The organism is Limosilactobacillus urinaemulieris, from assembly GCF_014838745.1.
Taxonomy (GTDB): Bacteria; Bacillota; Bacilli; order Lactobacillales; family Lactobacillaceae; genus Limosilactobacillus; species Limosilactobacillus urinaemulieris.
The window spans coordinates 66,954-81,402 of sequence record NZ_JABUXR010000010.1; the positions used below are offsets into that span (position 1 = coordinate 66,954).

Annotated in this window: 16 protein-coding genes; 4 read left to right on the top strand and 12 right to left on the bottom strand. The window is 38.3% G+C overall.

Going from position 1 to position 14,449, the window contains the following annotated elements; translation table 11 throughout:
• Positions 1-7: 7 nt before the first annotated feature.
• Positions 8-436 (bottom strand): division/cell wall cluster transcriptional repressor MraZ, encoded by a 429-nt coding sequence (gene mraZ, locus HUK45_RS06230; RefSeq protein WP_191911594.1) that lies wholly within the window; start codon positions 434-436, stop codon positions 8-10.
• Positions 437-600: 164 nt separating this feature from the next.
• Complete coding sequence (locus tag HUK45_RS06235; protein ID WP_191911595.1) at positions 601-957, bottom strand: DUF3397 family protein; 357 nt, start codon at positions 955-957, stop codon at positions 601-603.
• Positions 958-1,088: 131 nt separating this feature from the next.
• On the opposite strand from HUK45_RS06235, the gene HUK45_RS06240 reads away from it, so the two are divergent.
• Entirely contained in the window at positions 1,089-1,208 is a 120-nt protein-coding gene (locus tag HUK45_RS06240; protein ID WP_102169019.1) for a DUF4044 domain-containing protein, read from the top strand.
• Between the two features lie 85 nt (positions 1,209-1,293).
• On the opposite strand, the gene HUK45_RS06245 is transcribed toward HUK45_RS06240, so the two are convergent.
• The 3 genes from HUK45_RS06245 to HUK45_RS06255 all read right to left on the bottom strand — a co-directional run bounded on the left by HUK45_RS06245 (position 1,294) and on the right by HUK45_RS06255 (position 5,147).
• On the bottom strand, positions 1,294-3,597 hold the full coding sequence (locus HUK45_RS06245; RefSeq protein WP_191911596.1) for an FtsK/SpoIIIE family DNA translocase: 2,304 nt from the start codon (positions 3,595-3,597) through the stop codon (positions 1,294-1,296).
• A gap of 16 nt (positions 3,598-3,613) precedes the next feature.
• Positions 3,614-4,123 (bottom strand): tRNA (uridine(34)/cytosine(34)/5-carboxymethylaminomethyluridine(34)-2'-O)-methyltransferase TrmL, encoded by a 510-nt coding sequence (gene trmL / locus HUK45_RS06250; protein WP_003716825.1) that lies wholly within the window; start codon positions 4,121-4,123, stop codon positions 3,614-3,616.
• A 169-nt stretch (positions 4,124-4,292) separates the two neighbouring features.
• Positions 4,293-5,147: a methyltransferase domain-containing protein gene (locus HUK45_RS06255; protein WP_191911597.1), complete on the bottom strand. Its 855-nt coding sequence runs from the start codon at positions 5,145-5,147 to the stop codon at positions 4,293-4,295.
• A 102-nt stretch (positions 5,148-5,249) separates the two neighbouring features.
• On the opposite strand from HUK45_RS06255, the gene HUK45_RS06260 reads away from it, so the two are divergent.
• Positions 5,250-6,275: a lactonase family protein gene (locus tag HUK45_RS06260; protein ID WP_191911598.1), complete on the top strand. Its 1,026-nt coding sequence runs from the start codon at positions 5,250-5,252 to the stop codon at positions 6,273-6,275.
• A 68-nt stretch (positions 6,276-6,343) separates the two neighbouring features.
• Here the strand turns inward: HUK45_RS06260 and HUK45_RS06265 are convergent, their stop codons facing one another.
• From HUK45_RS06265 to HUK45_RS06275, 3 genes are read right to left on the bottom strand one after another with little or no spacing between them, the layout of a single operon-like run.
• A complete protein-coding gene (locus HUK45_RS06265; protein WP_191911599.1) occupies positions 6,344-7,228 on the bottom strand; it encodes an RluA family pseudouridine synthase in 885 nt (294 codons plus the stop codon).
• Positions 7,228-8,043 (bottom strand): NAD kinase, encoded by an 816-nt coding sequence (locus HUK45_RS06270; RefSeq protein ID WP_003716820.1) that lies wholly within the window; start codon positions 8,041-8,043, stop codon positions 7,228-7,230. Before HUK45_RS06270 ends, HUK45_RS06265 begins: the two co-directional genes overlap by 1 nt.
• Positions 8,044-8,052: 9 nt before the next feature.
• Positions 8,053-8,697, bottom strand: coding sequence for a GTP pyrophosphokinase (locus HUK45_RS06275; RefSeq protein ID WP_040531036.1), 645 nt, complete (start codon positions 8,695-8,697; stop codon positions 8,053-8,055).
• Positions 8,698-8,863: 166 nt separating this feature from the next.
• Between HUK45_RS06275 and HUK45_RS06280 the strand changes: the two genes are divergently transcribed.
• Entirely contained in the window at positions 8,864-9,499 is a 636-nt protein-coding gene (locus tag HUK45_RS06280; protein WP_191911600.1) for a DsbA family protein, read from the top strand.
• Positions 9,500-9,556: 57 nt separating this feature from the next.
• Here HUK45_RS06280 and HUK45_RS06285 read toward each other — a convergent pair whose 3' ends face one another.
• The 4 genes from HUK45_RS06285 to HUK45_RS06300 all read right to left on the bottom strand — a co-directional run bounded on the left by HUK45_RS06285 (position 9,557) and on the right by HUK45_RS06300 (position 13,322).
• The gene (locus HUK45_RS06285) at positions 9,557-10,933 is read right to left on the bottom strand and encodes a C69 family dipeptidase (protein ID WP_191911601.1); all 1,377 of its coding nucleotides are present in this window, start codon (positions 10,931-10,933) and stop codon (positions 9,557-9,559) included.
• Positions 10,934-11,001: 68 nt separating this feature from the next.
• Positions 11,002-11,991, bottom strand: a complete 990-nt coding sequence (locus tag HUK45_RS06290) for a competence protein CoiA (protein ID WP_191911602.1) — start codon at positions 11,989-11,991, stop codon at positions 11,002-11,004.
• Between the two features lie 103 nt (positions 11,992-12,094).
• Positions 12,095-12,781, bottom strand: a complete 687-nt coding sequence (locus HUK45_RS06295) for an adaptor protein MecA (RefSeq protein WP_191911603.1) — start codon at positions 12,779-12,781, stop codon at positions 12,095-12,097.
• 139 nt (positions 12,782-12,920) lie between these two features.
• Positions 12,921-13,322, bottom strand: a complete 402-nt coding sequence (locus tag HUK45_RS06300; protein ID WP_191911604.1) for a Spx/MgsR family RNA polymerase-binding regulatory protein — start codon at positions 13,320-13,322, stop codon at positions 12,921-12,923.
• A gap of 296 nt (positions 13,323-13,618) precedes the next feature.
• Here HUK45_RS06300 and HUK45_RS06305 point away from each other — a divergent pair, with 296 nt between their 5' ends.
• Positions 13,619-14,113 (top strand): hypothetical protein, encoded by a 495-nt coding sequence (locus tag HUK45_RS06305; RefSeq protein ID WP_191911605.1) that lies wholly within the window; start codon positions 13,619-13,621, stop codon positions 14,111-14,113.
• Positions 14,114-14,449 lie beyond the last annotated feature (336 nt).

Consider the following 14,449-nt stretch of genomic DNA (forward strand, 5'->3'; position numbering starts at 1 on the left):
TCCCCCATTAAAAATCGATATTTAGATCTTCAGCAATCTGGTCAAAGTCATCTTCAGTAGATTCAGTAAACTGCTCCCACTTTTCTGCACTCCAAATTTCAAGCCGATTAGCAACTCCTACCACAACACACTTCTTTTGCAACTTAGCATGTTGACAAAGAGTATCCGGTAAGTTAATTCGTCCTTGCTTATCAAACTCGCAATCCGTTGCAGCCGAGTAAAGAAAACGAACAAAAGCCCGGGCATCACGTTTTGTTAACGGTAATGCCTTTAACTTTTCCTGAAGTTGTTCCCATTCGTTGAGCGGGTAACCAAATAGGCACCCATCTAAGCCACGAGTGACAATAAAGTGAGTGCCTAATAGTTCACGAAATTTTGCAGGGATGATCAGTCGGCCCTTGCTGTCGATCGAATGTGTATATTCGCCCATAAACATTGGCCTTTACCTCCCCACAACCACTTTATAGGTAAAGTCTACCACAATCCCCCACTTTCCACCATATCATTTCAAAAATTATAGTTAATAATAAAAAAGTTAGTAAAAAGCCGTTTCTTGTTACAAAATAGCTCTTCACTAACCAGTGATTAAGATTATTAATATTATACTAATGGTAAATTCTGACAGAACAACGATCCAACGAAGAAAATCGCTGCCAAGATTACCGATAATCGCCAAAATACCGGCCAATAACGACGGTAAATAAATTCGCCATAGTGAACCGTTTGAACAACAATTAAAAGGAGTGCAGCAATCATCCAAATTGCAATCGGATACGCAATCCAGTAAAGGCTGGCAATATTATACACACTTAGCAACCATAAAATAATTGTCCAAATAACCGGACTATGAACATGACGACGCCGACGAGCAAAGTGAAAGACCTTGCCAATTAAATTCTCAACAAACCAAATAACAACAAGTAACATTAATTGAAGAAATGCGATTCGATAATCCATAACTGGTTCTGACTACTCCCGATTAATTTCTAATAATAGTGTATCACAGCATACTAAGAAGTTTGAAATCACCTTACAAAATGATGTAGACTATTACTATCATAAATTCATCTATGAAGGGCGGTAAAAGGATGCAACACAAAAAGAAAACACGTTTTCAAAAGATTACGATGGTTGCTATCTGGCTTATGTTAATTGCAATGCTTGGTTCACTAATTTTCGGTGCCATTGCTTCATTAGGCGTAATGTAGTTAAATTAAGCAAATAAAAAATGAGGAGTTCAGAGATTTTTTAGTTTCTGAACTCCTTATTTTATTATTCAAATTAAGATTACACCTATTCATCATCATCTTGGTCTTTTTGCTTAAAAACTTCCCGAGGTTTAGAACCATTAGCTGGCCCGATGTATCCCCGCTGCTCCATATCATCAATGATTCTAGCAGCCCGGTTATAACCAATTCGGAATCTTCGTTGAATTAGCGAAGTTGAAGCTTTTTGTTGGTCCACAACAAACTTCAATGCTTCAGGGAAAAGCTCGTCTTCATCCTCGGCCTTTTCTTCCTGGGCAATTTCATTATCGGTAACAACCATCTTCTGATCATATTCCGCTGGCCGTTCCTTTTTAATAAAGTCCACCACCGCTTCAACATCCTGATCAGAAATAAATGCTCCTTGTACCCGAACCGGCTTATTTTGATCAATCGGCTCAAAAAGCATGTCACCCCTACCGAGTAATTTTTCCGCTCCGTTAGTATCAATTATTGTCCGTGAATCAATTCCACTAGAAACCGCAAAGGCAATCCGCGATGGCACATTTGCTTTAATTAACCCGGTAATAACATCAACTGAAGGCCGTTGAGTAGCAAGAATCATATGAATACCAGCGGCCCGTCCCATTTGCGCGATTCGAACAATTGCATCTTCAACATCATGGGAAACGGTCATCATCAGGTCGGCTAATTCATCAACAATCACCAGAATTAACGGAAGCGTTGGTTGTTCCGTTGCCTCTTCTTGGACATTATTATCGCGAACTAACTGGTTATAGCCTTTCAAATTACGGACACCAAACTTGGCAAATAGTTCGTACCGGCGTTCCATCTCAGCCACCACTTTACCTAGCGCCCGTGCAGCCTTCTTAGGCTCAGAAACCACCGGACTAAGCAAATGAGGAATGCCATTATAAACACTCAACTCTACTTTTTTCGGATCAATCATTAAAAACTTTACCTGGTGTGGCTTAGCTTTTAATAAAATGCTCGTAATGATGTCATTAATTGCAACTGACTTCCCACTACCAGTAGCACCAGCAATTAACAGGTGCGGCATTTTGGTTAAATCAGCCATCATTACATCACCCGTAACGGTTCTCCCCAAGGGAACATTCATCGGATGATCATCGTGAGGCATTGACTCAATCATGTCCCGGAAGCCAACAGTTGCAACTTGTTGGTTAGGGACTTCAATCCCAATCAGCGACTTTCCTGGAATTGGTGCTTCAATTCGAATATCCTTAGCAGCAAGAGCTAATGCTAAGTCATCAGCTAAGTGAGTGATTCGGCTAACTTTAACACCAACCGCCGGACGTAACTCATATTTTGTTACCGACGGGCCAAGATTAACATTTTCAACCGTTGCCTCAACGCCAAACGATTTTAAAGTATCTTGGAGCTTCTGGGTATTCTTTTTAATTGCGTGTAAATCATCCCCCTGATCCGTCTGAGGAATCTTAGTTAACAGGTCAAGTGGCGGTAATTGGTAGTCGGCGTCTTCTTTTTCAGTTGTCGTTGCTAATTGCAAATCATCACTTGCAGAATCTTGTTGTTCAGTCACCGTTGGTTTAACTGCCGATTCTTCATTACTCGTATTAGCAACGGTGATTCGTGGTTCAACCTGAGAGGAACTCATTTGCTGGGGCGAACTGGCTGGAGCTGATTCATTAACAGCTGGTTTAGAGTTTGCCCTTTTAGCTAAGCTAACGTTCTTTTTCGCCGATGTCCGTCTTATATGAGGACGTTTAGGAAGCCACTGCTTAAACTGGTGAACAGCTGCTGGAACCTTTTTTAACTGCTGACCAAAGCTAGTTAAAAACTGATCCCAGGGAATCGCAAAGAAGATCACAATTCCAGCAATAATCATTAACCAAGCTAAAATTGCTGTTCCCTGCTGGCCAATTAAGTAATTGCTTCCACTATAAAGCAATGCCCCAATCATTCCACCACCAATGTTCGTTGAATTACTGGTTTGAAAGAAAACCTTGCTCAAATTATTCCAGGTAACAGTAAGGAAATTAGCATGAAGATTTAAGTGATTAAACATTAAATAGTGAAGCCAGATCAAAGCTCCAGAATAGGCAACAATAAATCCCCAGATCCACCGCTGATTATACTTTGGCTGATGACCAAAAAGGGTTAGTGATATTCCAGAAATAAGAGCAAGGATCATTACTACTGGGTAAGATTTGCCCACTAAGACACTAAAGATCCCGACCAGTAGCTGACCAATAACTCCCAGATTAAATAACCCAATCAGCATTAAGAACGCAAGAACTAGCCCCACTAAATTAGCTACAATCTTTGCTTGTCCCTTTTTGCTTGCTGAACGACGGCGACCGGTTCCCGATCGTTTTTTCCTTGCCATAATAGAACTTCCCCACTTACTTTAACTTATCAAAATGGTATTTATGCACCCGAGCGAGGTTTGGAAAACTTTGCTGACGAAGTGCTTCATAAATGACAATGGCTGCACTATTCGAGAGGTTTAATGCCCGAATATTATTGTCATTTTGTGGAATTCGGATAGCATTTTCTGGGTACCGCCGCATAAATTCTTCAGGTAGCCCAGTTGTTTCTTTACCAAATAAGAAATAATGATCACCGTCAGCTGTATAATCCACATCAGTATAATCACGACTCGCAAACTTCGATACAAGATAAAGCTTACTAATATCAGGAACAGTCGAAACAAATTCCCGCAAATCATCGTGGTAGGTAATCTTGACCTTATCCCAATAATCTAATCCTGCACGTTTCATGTGTTTATCATCCGTTGAAAAGCCAAGCGGTTTAATTAAATGTAATTCTGTATTCGTCCCCGCACATGTTCGGGCGATATTCCCAGTATTAGCAGGAAATAATGGTTCAAATAGTACAATATGGTTTGTCATTATGATTCTCCTTAGGCAAATAAAAAAAGCAGGGTCTCGGTGTTGGCACGGCGAAACGCTGCTTTAATGAAGTACTCCTTGGCAATTACCAACGAATCTGTTCGATGTCAATTGCCAAACGATTTCTCATAAGATAATTTACCACCTTTAAATCGAATTGGCAATACCCTTAATTACTTTTTTTGGCTACCAATAAACTAACATCAACAGTAATTGAAGTAAGGTTTTCTAAGTCATCCCCAGTAGGCTGGTGAACATCCCTGCCCCAACTCATTGGCGTCATCTTAATCATATCAGTAACTAGTTCATGAGGAAGATTAAATTGATAACGGATTGGTATCTGCTCTGCATCTGGATAATGCTGCTTAAATAGTTTCAAAACTTTACTATTGTCATAATGATAATGTTGATCCTGATCTCCATATAGTAAATGACGCAATTCCAGGAGATAATCGCCATTGGGAATTACCTTCATTAAACGACCATTCTCTTTTAAAACCCGGTTAAATTCACGGTAATCTGAAGGTGAAAAAAGTTCCAAAACTGTATCGAAAGATTGATCAGCAAAGGGTAACTGCCGTAAATCCGCTACACAAAAGAAAGCATCAATGTCAAGCTGAGTTGCTAAGGTAATTCCCGGTTTTGAAATATCAAAGCCAACATAGAAATCTTGGTGATGGCGAAGCGCAGCTAGCTGGGCTAATGGGGTTCCTTCACCCGTTCCTACATCCAAAATGGACTGTGGGGATGTCGGCAGTAGCGAATTAACCTCTTCAATAATCGGTTTAAATAGTCCTGCTTCAAGTAGTCTTCTTCGTGATAAGAACATTAGCCGATCATATTCCGTTGTCCCCTGAGTATTCAAAAAGTGAAGATAACCATGACGATTAAAATCAATTGTATGGCCCTCTGCACACACTAAAGTATTTCCGGTTAGCTTGATATAGTCCTGATGACAAATGGGACACCGAAACGTATTCAGGTGATTCTGAACTAATTTTTCAGCACGTTCGATCTTTTTCATTTGATTTCTCCTATTTTTTACTATTTACAGTGTACCATAGCTAGTATTAAGCTTAACGAATTGCTATCATAGAGGTAAGCATTTTCAAAGGAGGCAGTTTAATTGACTGAACAATTTTTAATCGGTACATATACCAAGAAAGATAGTAAGGGTGTCTACAAGGTAACCTTAGATCCCCAAAAAGAAGAAATTACCAAGGTTGAATTAGCAATCCCTTCACAAAAGCCAGCGTACTTACAGGTTGGTTCAGACAAGCGGGTTTATGCAGTTAAGCAAATTGATGATCAAGGCGGTGTTGCATCATACTCCCTTAAAGATGACAATGCCAAAATGCTAAGTAAGGTTTTGGCCGCTGGAGCTCCTCCTGCATATGTTGGTCTTGATGAAAAGCGCCACTTACTTTACAGTGCTAATTACCACACTGCAAAAGTTGATGTCTTTAAGATTAATGATGACGGAACACTAACACAAACCGACTCGGTCCTTCACCAAGGAGCTACTGGTCCACAACCTGAACAGGACAGTCCTCACGTTCACTTTGCAGATTTAACCCCTGATCAACGTCTAGTTGTTTGTGATTTAGGGATGGATTTGGTCGTTGTTTACGATGTTTCTGCTGATGGAAAATTGACTGCGGTTTCCCGCTATAAGTCAGAGGATGGCTTTGGTTCACGCCATATTGCATTCCACCCTAATGGTAAGTATGCTTACCTTCTCGGTGAATTAAGCAGTAAGCTTGAGGTTCTTCAGTATAATGCTACTGATGGAACTTTCAGCCATGTTCAAACCATTAAAACAATTCCCGATGATTGGACTGCTCATAACGGAGCTGCCGCAATTCGTCTTTCCAAGGATGGCAAGTTTATTTACACTTCAAACCGTGGGGAAAACACCATTGCGGTTTTCGAAGTACAACCTGACTTTACGGTTAAGCACATCCAATCCATCTCAACTGAAGGTGATTTCCCTCGTGACTTCAACCTTAGCTCTGATGAATCATTCTTATTAGCTTCTAACCAAAACAGTGATAACTTGACCCTTTACAAGCGTGATCCAGAAACCGGAAAGCTGGTCTTATTACAAAAAGACGTAGCATGTCCTGAACCTGTTTGTGTTCAACGCTTCTAAATTTATTAAGTAAACAAAATGACCACTACAGTTTGTTAATTATCTAAACTGTAATGGTCATTTTTAGTTTAAATTGAGTCAATTAAATTCTGCATATCTTCCGGTACAGGAGCCTGAACCTCTATCCACTGTTGCTTAAAGGGACTATAAAATTTCATCCAGTAACAATGAAGTGCTTGGCGAGAAATTATTTGTTTACCACCATACATTTCATCACCAATCAATGGATGACCTAAGTACTGAAAATGGACGCGAATTTGGTGGGTCCTTCCGGTATGTAGACGAATACGTAATAGCGACATTTGAACTGTTGATTTTTCTAGCCAATATTCCGTAACTGATGGCTTTCCAGTAGGAATTACCGTTCGCGAAACGAATTTTTCGGGATCCCGATCAATTGGTACATCAATATAACCATGAGGAGTATCGATTTGCCCGCCAACAACTGCATAGTAATTTTTCTTTACTTGGTGTCTTTTTAACTGCTGATCCATAACCGCATGGGCAAAACGATGCTTGGGGAAAACTACCAAGCCACTGGTGTCCTTATCCAACCGTGTAGCAACGTGAATTACTAAATTCTCATAACCTTGACGTTCATAATAATTCCGAACCCGGTTAACTAAACTATCAGCAACCGTAACATGATGTGCCGGAACTGTTGCCACCCCTGCAGGCTTATTAAGGATTAAAAAGTCACGATCCTCATAAACAATATCAATAGGGAGATCACTAGGAATAACATTATCATTCGGCTTCTCAGGAGGTAAGATCAGTGAAAAATGATCACCAGGATTAACAAGATCAACGGTCCACCGATCCTCACTGTTAATCTGCATTTTTCCTCCATGATAAACTGCAACCTTAATTAGACTTGCACTGACCCCTTCATGCTTTAAGGCAGCGCGAAGCCTCCGTGGCTGATTTCCTGTATATTGCCATTCGAATTTCATTATTTTGCGCCACCAATAAACGAATCTTTAACCCGGTGCCAGAAGTTATTGTGACGGTATTGGGCAAAGTTAATTCGCTTTTTAGCAACCTGATAAGTAATTTCTACTAATTTACGTTCTCCAACTGATGGTTTTAAACGAACCTGATCCCGATCACAAGTCATCACATGCCCATTAAGATCTTTTAAGCGGAGCATCAGCTTTGACTCAGAGCCAAAAATAATCGGCGAGCCCAATGTTCTAAATACCCGATTATTTAAGGATGCCATTTCTGCTAGCTGAAAACCCACAATTTGGGGATCCATAATTGCACCACCAACAGACTTGTTATAAGCAGTCGAACCTGTTGGTGTGGAAATGCACAGCCCGTCACCCCGAAATGTTTCAAAAAGTTCATTGTTAATGAAAACATCACAAACCATTGTCTTCGTAATATTTCGAACAGTTGATTCATTCAATGCTGTATAGTGATCAATCGAACCGTCAGAGTAAATAGCATGCATATCAAGTAGTGGGTACGAAACAGACTGGCCACTATCATTAACCAGACTTTCAACTAGATCATCCATCTCATAATTTCGCCAGTCAGTATAGAAGCCAAGGTGTCCCGTGTGGATTCCAACGAACCGAATCTTATCTAGTAAAGCTTCATAGTGATGAAATGCTGACAGTAAGGTTCCATCCCCACCAATAGTGATAACCACGTTGGGTGCATTTTGATCAAGCACTAACCCGGCTTTGCTCATTTCTGCCTTAAGTAACTTACTGATTCGTTGTGACTCTGCTGTTTCATTGTTATAAATTGCGACTCGCATATAATCTCCTTATCTGTCTGGAATGTTCTGATCACCTGGTGTTCGATTCGAGAACATCGTTTGTGCTTCTTGGATTTCTTCGCGAATTTCTGACATTTCATTATCAAGTTTAAATGCAGCTTCTGCAGCTCGTTGCAACCGCGCAGATAATTCTTCCGGAAATTCACCTTGATACTTATAATTTAATGAGTGTTCAATTGTTGCCCAAAAGTTCATTGCTAGTGTCCGCACCTGGATTTCAGCAAGAATCTTTTTCTCACCGGAAATCAATTGAACCGGATACTCAATTACAATATGGTAGGAACGATACCCGCTCGGTTTAGCATTACTAATATAGTCACGCTCTTCAAGGATTGTCATATCACTCCGTTGACGAAGCAGATCAACTACTTGGTAAATATCTTCAACGAACTGGCACATAATCCGTAATCCAGCAATATCCTGCATGTCCTGTTCAAGTCGATCTTCCTGAACGTGCCGCCTGATCATTTTCTCTTTAATGCTATCAACTGGTTTTACTCGCCCAGTAACAAACTCGATCGGCGAATGCTGCGTTTCATCCTGATATTGTTTACGGATACCTCTTAATTTAACTTTTAATTCATTAACAGCTTGTTGGTAAGGTAGTAGAAAGTGTTGCCAATCTTCAACCATATAAAACCCTCCCATTAAAGTTCGCATTTAATTCTAGCACAATCATTCCTTAAACAGCATAAAACTGATTCATAAATCATAATTCTTTACAAATTTAGCTTTTTTTGCAAAAATAAATTTGTTTAGAAAATTTGTCAAATTAGTGTTAAACGAGGGGGAGCATTTAATGCTAGAAATTCATTTATTTGTCAATCCACTAGGGAGTCGTTGCTTTCGGTGCGAACACGATGTTATTAAAATCGACCATCAACTCAACACCAAAGTTAATTATCGCTTTATTCCATTTTTTAATATGGCAACCATTCAACAAACTATTGAAGCTTACCATTTAAATCAGTACAGTTTAGCTGTTCGTCAAAACGTTTCTCAGACGATCTACCAAGTAATTCTTGATTATATGGCGGCCTCTTTTCAGGGGAAAAAACGGGGACGGCAATTTCTTTTATTACTTCAAAACGCCTTAATCAGAGAAAATATTAACTATAATAATGATCTGGTAAAGAATGTTGCTTTACAATCTAACCTTGACCTAGAAATGTTCATGGAAGATCGAGATTCGTCTCTAGCAAAGAAAACCTTTCGTCAGGAGCAACAGGTCGCAAAAAGTCTAGGAGTTAAGGAAGCTGCAACTGCGGTCGTTTTTGATTCGAACCAATCACAATATGGTTTTTTACTCAATAACTTTGATTACGATACACTTATTACCGCCTACCAAAATAAGCAGTTAGAAGACGAACTATCGGTAACTAACTTTGTTAAAAATTACCAATCACATCCCCAAACAAGAACCGTCCAAAAATAATAAAGCTAAGGAATGGCCCTCAAAGTTCAAGCGAGAACTTTGGGGGTCATTTTATTATTAGTATTTTAAGCGAGCGTTCATAAACCCATAATTAACGAGTTTCCCGAGCAATTTCATTGATTCCTGGTAGGATACTTCTGCCATCTGTCCGTTAACCTTACTTAAAAATTCAGCGATATCATCTTTAGTTAAGAATTCTCGATCCGCTTGGTGCTGTAATGCCAACGTCTGCGTCATGACTTGCTCTGAAAAATCTTCAATCATTGGCTCCACCTTTTGGTAATGTTGATCGGCAATCGCCATTATAGTGTGATTTAGCCAGTAAATATCCTGAATATCAAAGGTAGTTTTCGTATCACAATAATGTTGTGGTGTTTCCTGAATATTGGTATAAAACGGAACAACTGCATTGATTGTATTAGGACCAAAGGCAAGCCACTGAACCCCACTAATTTGTGGATTAACATTATTCCTAATTTGAAGAATATGAAGCTCAAGATTCCGGTTTAAGGCAATTGAACGAAATGGTGCATCCTCATTAGTGTATGGATCATAATTAGTACCTTGATAATGAGAACTCATTATCTCTTTAATCTCTTGAATCGTAATTTTACGTTGTGGGTAATTAATAAATGGCAGCATTTGATCTGTCGGTTGGTTTCCCCGATCACCGCTTAGGCAACGTTGAACGTACCATGCTCGGGGATTATTGTAGCGAGTATCGCGGACCGTGCTACTGCCAAAAATCAAGCGCAAATTATAATCATTTGGTTCTGGATTGAGGTGGTTACGATCTATTAATTCTTTTAAATCTGTAGAACATAATGTATTATTTGCTAAAAAATCAAAGTGGGTAATGTTCAAGCGGTTTGGTGCAATTACATATGCATCGTCAGGAATCCTAACCGCAGCCCAATGATGGCCGCCGATTGTTTCTAAATACCAAACCTCTTCTTGATCGCCAAATGCCATTCCATTTGCTTCATAGGTTCCGTACTTTTCTAAGAGTTGACCAACCCGTTCGACAGCCTGCTTAGCAGTTCTAACATAAGGCAAAACGAGGGTTAGGAAGTCTTCTTCACCAATCCCATCTTCATTATTATACGGGTCAAGACTAAGGATTCGTGGATTGCTAGTAATTGTTTCAGTTGCCGTCATTGAAACATTAGCAGAATTAATCCCATTCGCCCCGAAAATTCCAGCACTACTGTCCGCATCAGGAGTAGCCGTATAACGTAATGGGTTAGTCGGAAGATCAATCGTAAACTTTGTTGTTTTGCTTTCATAATGGCGTGGTTGCATTTCCGGCTTAACTACTACAAATCGCTGTGGATCAAAGTTATTCGAATAGTCTTCAACGCGGCAAACAATTGTTGAGCCATCAATGGTCGCCTTTTTCCCTGCAAGAAACGTTGTACAAGTGTGATATTTCATCTAGGTCATCCCCGATTTGTTTTTTCTTCTATTATTTCATACTTTATTAATCACCACTAATGATTTTATTAAATTAATCGTTGAATTTCTTGGTATTGCTTTATAAGTGATCTGTGATAGCTTGGGTGTCTAATTAAAATAACTGTCTGCCCATTTATCATAATATTGCCACTTTTTAGTAATTGTTTAGTAAATACTCTTAGGTAATCATTAATGATCTTTGATGAAGAAAGACAGGGAAATTTCACCCATTCAGTTAAATCTACCTCTTTTAATAAATGGAGCCATGACTTCAAACTAAAACTAGTAAAAAGCGGGACATTATTTAATCTTTTTACAACCAAACATCGCCAATATATTTCTGGATGGTTAGTAACTTGAATTCCTATAATTTTTTGGTGACAGATAACTGGCAATCCTCCGGTAAATTCCTTAATACACGGATTAGTTCCTTGGAGTAAGGAAAGCTGATGAAGAATATGATAATCATGGGTTACTCCTTTTAAACTAAGTGGTTGTTCTTTAATGGCTAGTTTAATTAACCTGAGTATTTTAGCCTTAGTATCCCAAAAAATAATTGTATACTGCTGATTAACTAACTGGACAAACTTTTGTGTTTGCCGCTGATTTAACTTCCGCTTATATGGTGAACCCAAAAACCAATAACACTTTATCCCAATACTTTGATAACCAAGAGTTCGTTTTTGCAGAGCAGTTAGAGGTAATGGACTACATTGAAATTCAATTACGATTCGTTGCCCACCTATTCTAAGGAAAACATCTGCCCGTTGTTCTAACTGGGGAATATAAACCTCAAGTTCTGCTTGCCATCCCTTTTTTCGTGCCCATTCAAAGATTTGTTGCTTCCCCAGGAGGTGTTCATAACTTTCACCTTCCCGTAGAACACATCTACTATTTACCTGATGGGCAAAATGAGCAATCCTACTCTGACCTTGCTTAAGGATAAGGTGTTCCCCACACTCTGGACAACAATAGTTCTTTCCCGGACAAGCATCAGCCGCGTTTATAAATTGACCGTTTAACTTTGCTACTAACAACTTTTCCGCCTCCCCTTATATACAAGACGGCAAAAGTTATTAATTGCATCAAAAAACATCCCTGAATTTTAGGTAATTCTCGGGATGCTTCTTTTACGACTCTTTAGTTAAAATAATGTTGAATTAAATGTAAGGCAAAGATTTCCATTAGCTTTTTTGAATGCTCTGCTAAATAATCAGATGCCAGATTAGTTGCGTTTCCATATTCATATGCTAATGCAATCTGGTTCTTTATCTCTTCATCCGTATTCTCATCAGTAATGAGGTATTGCAAAGTTAAATAATATTGATCATTGTACTTGTATAGTTCACTAACGACATTATCGTCCGCAGCAACTTTTGCATATTGAACCAGATCTTCAAACTGATCAAACCTAACGACAACCAGCTTTGTCAACGTGTCTGAATCATTTGTTGATATTGGGTAATCATCAGCTTTCAGTGTCTCATCCGACTCATTAGTTGGTGATTCTTCTTTCCGGCGCTGAGCAATACTCTGTCGAAGGTAATCTGTAATCGCGTCATTTCGATCATCACCCATCGCATTAACTTGATCATTCTTACTGATAAAAAGCTCTAGACCATTCCCTGTTGGCATTACCTGGAAAGTTACTGAATCATTATCTTGAAATTGGTGAGTAGAATCGACTTCCTTTAAAATACTATAGAAGAAATCTTGGATCTGTTTATGATCACTTAACAAATCAAGAATCTTTATTCCCCGTTCCTCAAGATCATTCGAGTCGACTAAAACACGAATTGTATTTTCATTAATGCGCTCCATTTCCATAAAAAGCACCTCCTTCGACTCGACACCTATATTACTACTATTCTAACTAATTTATCACAAAAGTAAAGGAAGAAAAAACGCAATATAAGACTTGTCCAAGTCAATACATTGCGTCTATTTAATACCTTATTCTCTAATTTTAAATCATATTAGCTTTTCGTTCAGCTTCAGCTAATTCTAATTCCCGAACCTGCCGAGGAAGAAAACGACGAATCTCATCTTCATTATAACCAACCTGAAGCTGTTTCTCATCAACAATAATTGGTCGCCGTAATAATCCTGGATTCTTGCTAATCATTTTATACAATTGCTTCATCGGCAACTCATTCAAATCGACATTTAACTTTGAATAAGCTTTAGAACGCTTAGAAATAATATCTTCCGTACCATCCTCTGTCATTCGTAAAATGTTCTTGATTTCACCTATATTAAGCGGTTCAGAAAAAATATTCCGTTCTTTAAAAGGAATCCCATTTTCTTGTAGCCATGCTTTTGCCTTGCGACATGAAGTACAACTTGGAGACGTGTAAAGTGTAATCATTAAATAAGAAGCCTCCTTCTAGAGCTAATTCTTTATAATAAACTCACCACTATGGTTCTAATTATACAATGTTTTTTATATTATTAAAAGTGGTATCGTAGTTTAGTTATTTTTTGTAAGTAAAATTATAACATGTGACAGTAACATTTCAACCCCTTTTACCGCTTAATTAAATATTTTTTCAATAAAACTTTGTTCTAAATTGAAGTTAGATTTGTAGTCAATTAACCGATAATTGGTAATTAACAGAAATAAAGTATTATAATAAATTTATACAATTAAAAGGAGGAACTGCCATGTTATCAAAATTAAGTTTAACGTTTGGATCACGGCAAATCTTACAAGATATTATTAACAAGTATCCAGACAGAAAATTTAAGCTCATGCAGGCTTCAGTTCACAGCAATAATTTAGCACTATTTGATTTTTCTAATGAACCAACCATTTTTAAGTCTCCCGTTGAATATACAGTGTTAGGAGAACGATTAAATAGTAATTATCGAGGAATTCTTTACTATCAATCATTCCAAGTGGATAATGATCATCAAAAGGTCCTCTTTAACACCCTTAGTAAGATGGTTGATGATCCATCCCCATTAATTAATGGGCAGGCTTTTCTCCAAGTTAACAACAAAGATGAAAGCACCACATTAGTTCTCCTTACTGCATTAAATGATTTTGATGATTTAATTGCCTGGAAGGAAACTGAAGACTTCGAGCAGTTAGCCAGCTTTACTACCCGCGATCCTAATAATACATACTATGATGAAGTATATCGCCCATTAATGTAATCAAATTAAATAACTGATAAATCACAAAATAATAACTAGGTAATTACTCCTTAGCTTAGATATTATTTTGTGATTTTTTGTATCTTAAATAACATTATTAGTTTTCTCAAATGGGCGTTAATATTCTTTTGCGTTTTTCACAATATCGATTATTTTATTGAGGTACACTTTAACCTTAACTGAAATATGAGTGACCATAACTATCAAATAACTTCGGGTATACACTTTCTGGTATTGATAAAAAATCAATGCCAGTTTTTTTGTACACAAAAAGGACAACTGCTGTCCTCGTGTTGTACAATCAATTCACCACAAAAATCATGTAAAGAAGGTTAT

What these genes read in the sequence shown, in the direction of transcription:
- HUK45_RS06280 (WP_191911600.1), top strand. Translation starts at nt 8,864, where the DNA reads ATGCTAGAAATTCATTTATTTGTCAATCCACTAGGGAGTCGTTGCTTT.
- mraZ (WP_191911594.1), bottom strand. Translation starts at nt 436, where the DNA reads ATGTTTATGGGCGAATATACACATTCGATCGACAGCAAGGGCCGACTG.
- HUK45_RS06235 (WP_191911595.1), bottom strand. Translation starts at nt 957, where the DNA reads ATGGATTATCGAATCGCATTTCTTCAATTAATGTTACTTGTTGTTATT.
- HUK45_RS06285 (WP_191911601.1), bottom strand. Translation starts at nt 10,933, where the DNA reads ATGAAATATCACACTTGTACAACGTTTCTTGCAGGGAAAAAGGCGACC.
- HUK45_RS06300 (WP_191911604.1), bottom strand. Translation starts at nt 13,322, where the DNA reads ATGATTACACTTTACACGTCTCCAAGTTGTACTTCATGTCGCAAGGCA.
- HUK45_RS06255 (WP_191911597.1), bottom strand. Translation starts at nt 5,147, where the DNA reads ATGAAAAAGATCGAACGTGCTGAAAAATTAGTTCAGAATCACCTGAAT.
- HUK45_RS06240 (WP_102169019.1), top strand. Translation starts at nt 1,089, where the DNA reads ATGCAACACAAAAAGAAAACACGTTTTCAAAAGATTACGATGGTTGCT.
- HUK45_RS06305 (WP_191911605.1), top strand. Translation starts at nt 13,619, where the DNA reads ATGTTATCAAAATTAAGTTTAACGTTTGGATCACGGCAAATCTTACAA.
- HUK45_RS06295 (WP_191911603.1), bottom strand. Translation starts at nt 12,781, where the DNA reads ATGGAAATGGAGCGCATTAATGAAAATACAATTCGTGTTTTAGTCGAC.
- HUK45_RS06265 (WP_191911599.1), bottom strand. Translation starts at nt 7,228, where the DNA reads ATGAAATTCGAATGGCAATATACAGGAAATCAGCCACGGAGGCTTCGC.
- HUK45_RS06275 (WP_040531036.1), bottom strand. Translation starts at nt 8,697, where the DNA reads ATGGTTGAAGATTGGCAACACTTTCTACTACCTTACCAACAAGCTGTT.
- trmL (WP_003716825.1), bottom strand. Translation starts at nt 4,123, where the DNA reads ATGACAAACCATATTGTACTATTTGAACCATTATTTCCTGCTAATACT.
- HUK45_RS06245 (WP_191911596.1), bottom strand. Translation starts at nt 3,597, where the DNA reads ATGGCAAGGAAAAAACGATCGGGAACCGGTCGCCGTCGTTCAGCAAGC.
- HUK45_RS06270 (WP_003716820.1), bottom strand. Translation starts at nt 8,043, where the DNA reads ATGCGAGTCGCAATTTATAACAATGAAACAGCAGAGTCACAACGAATC.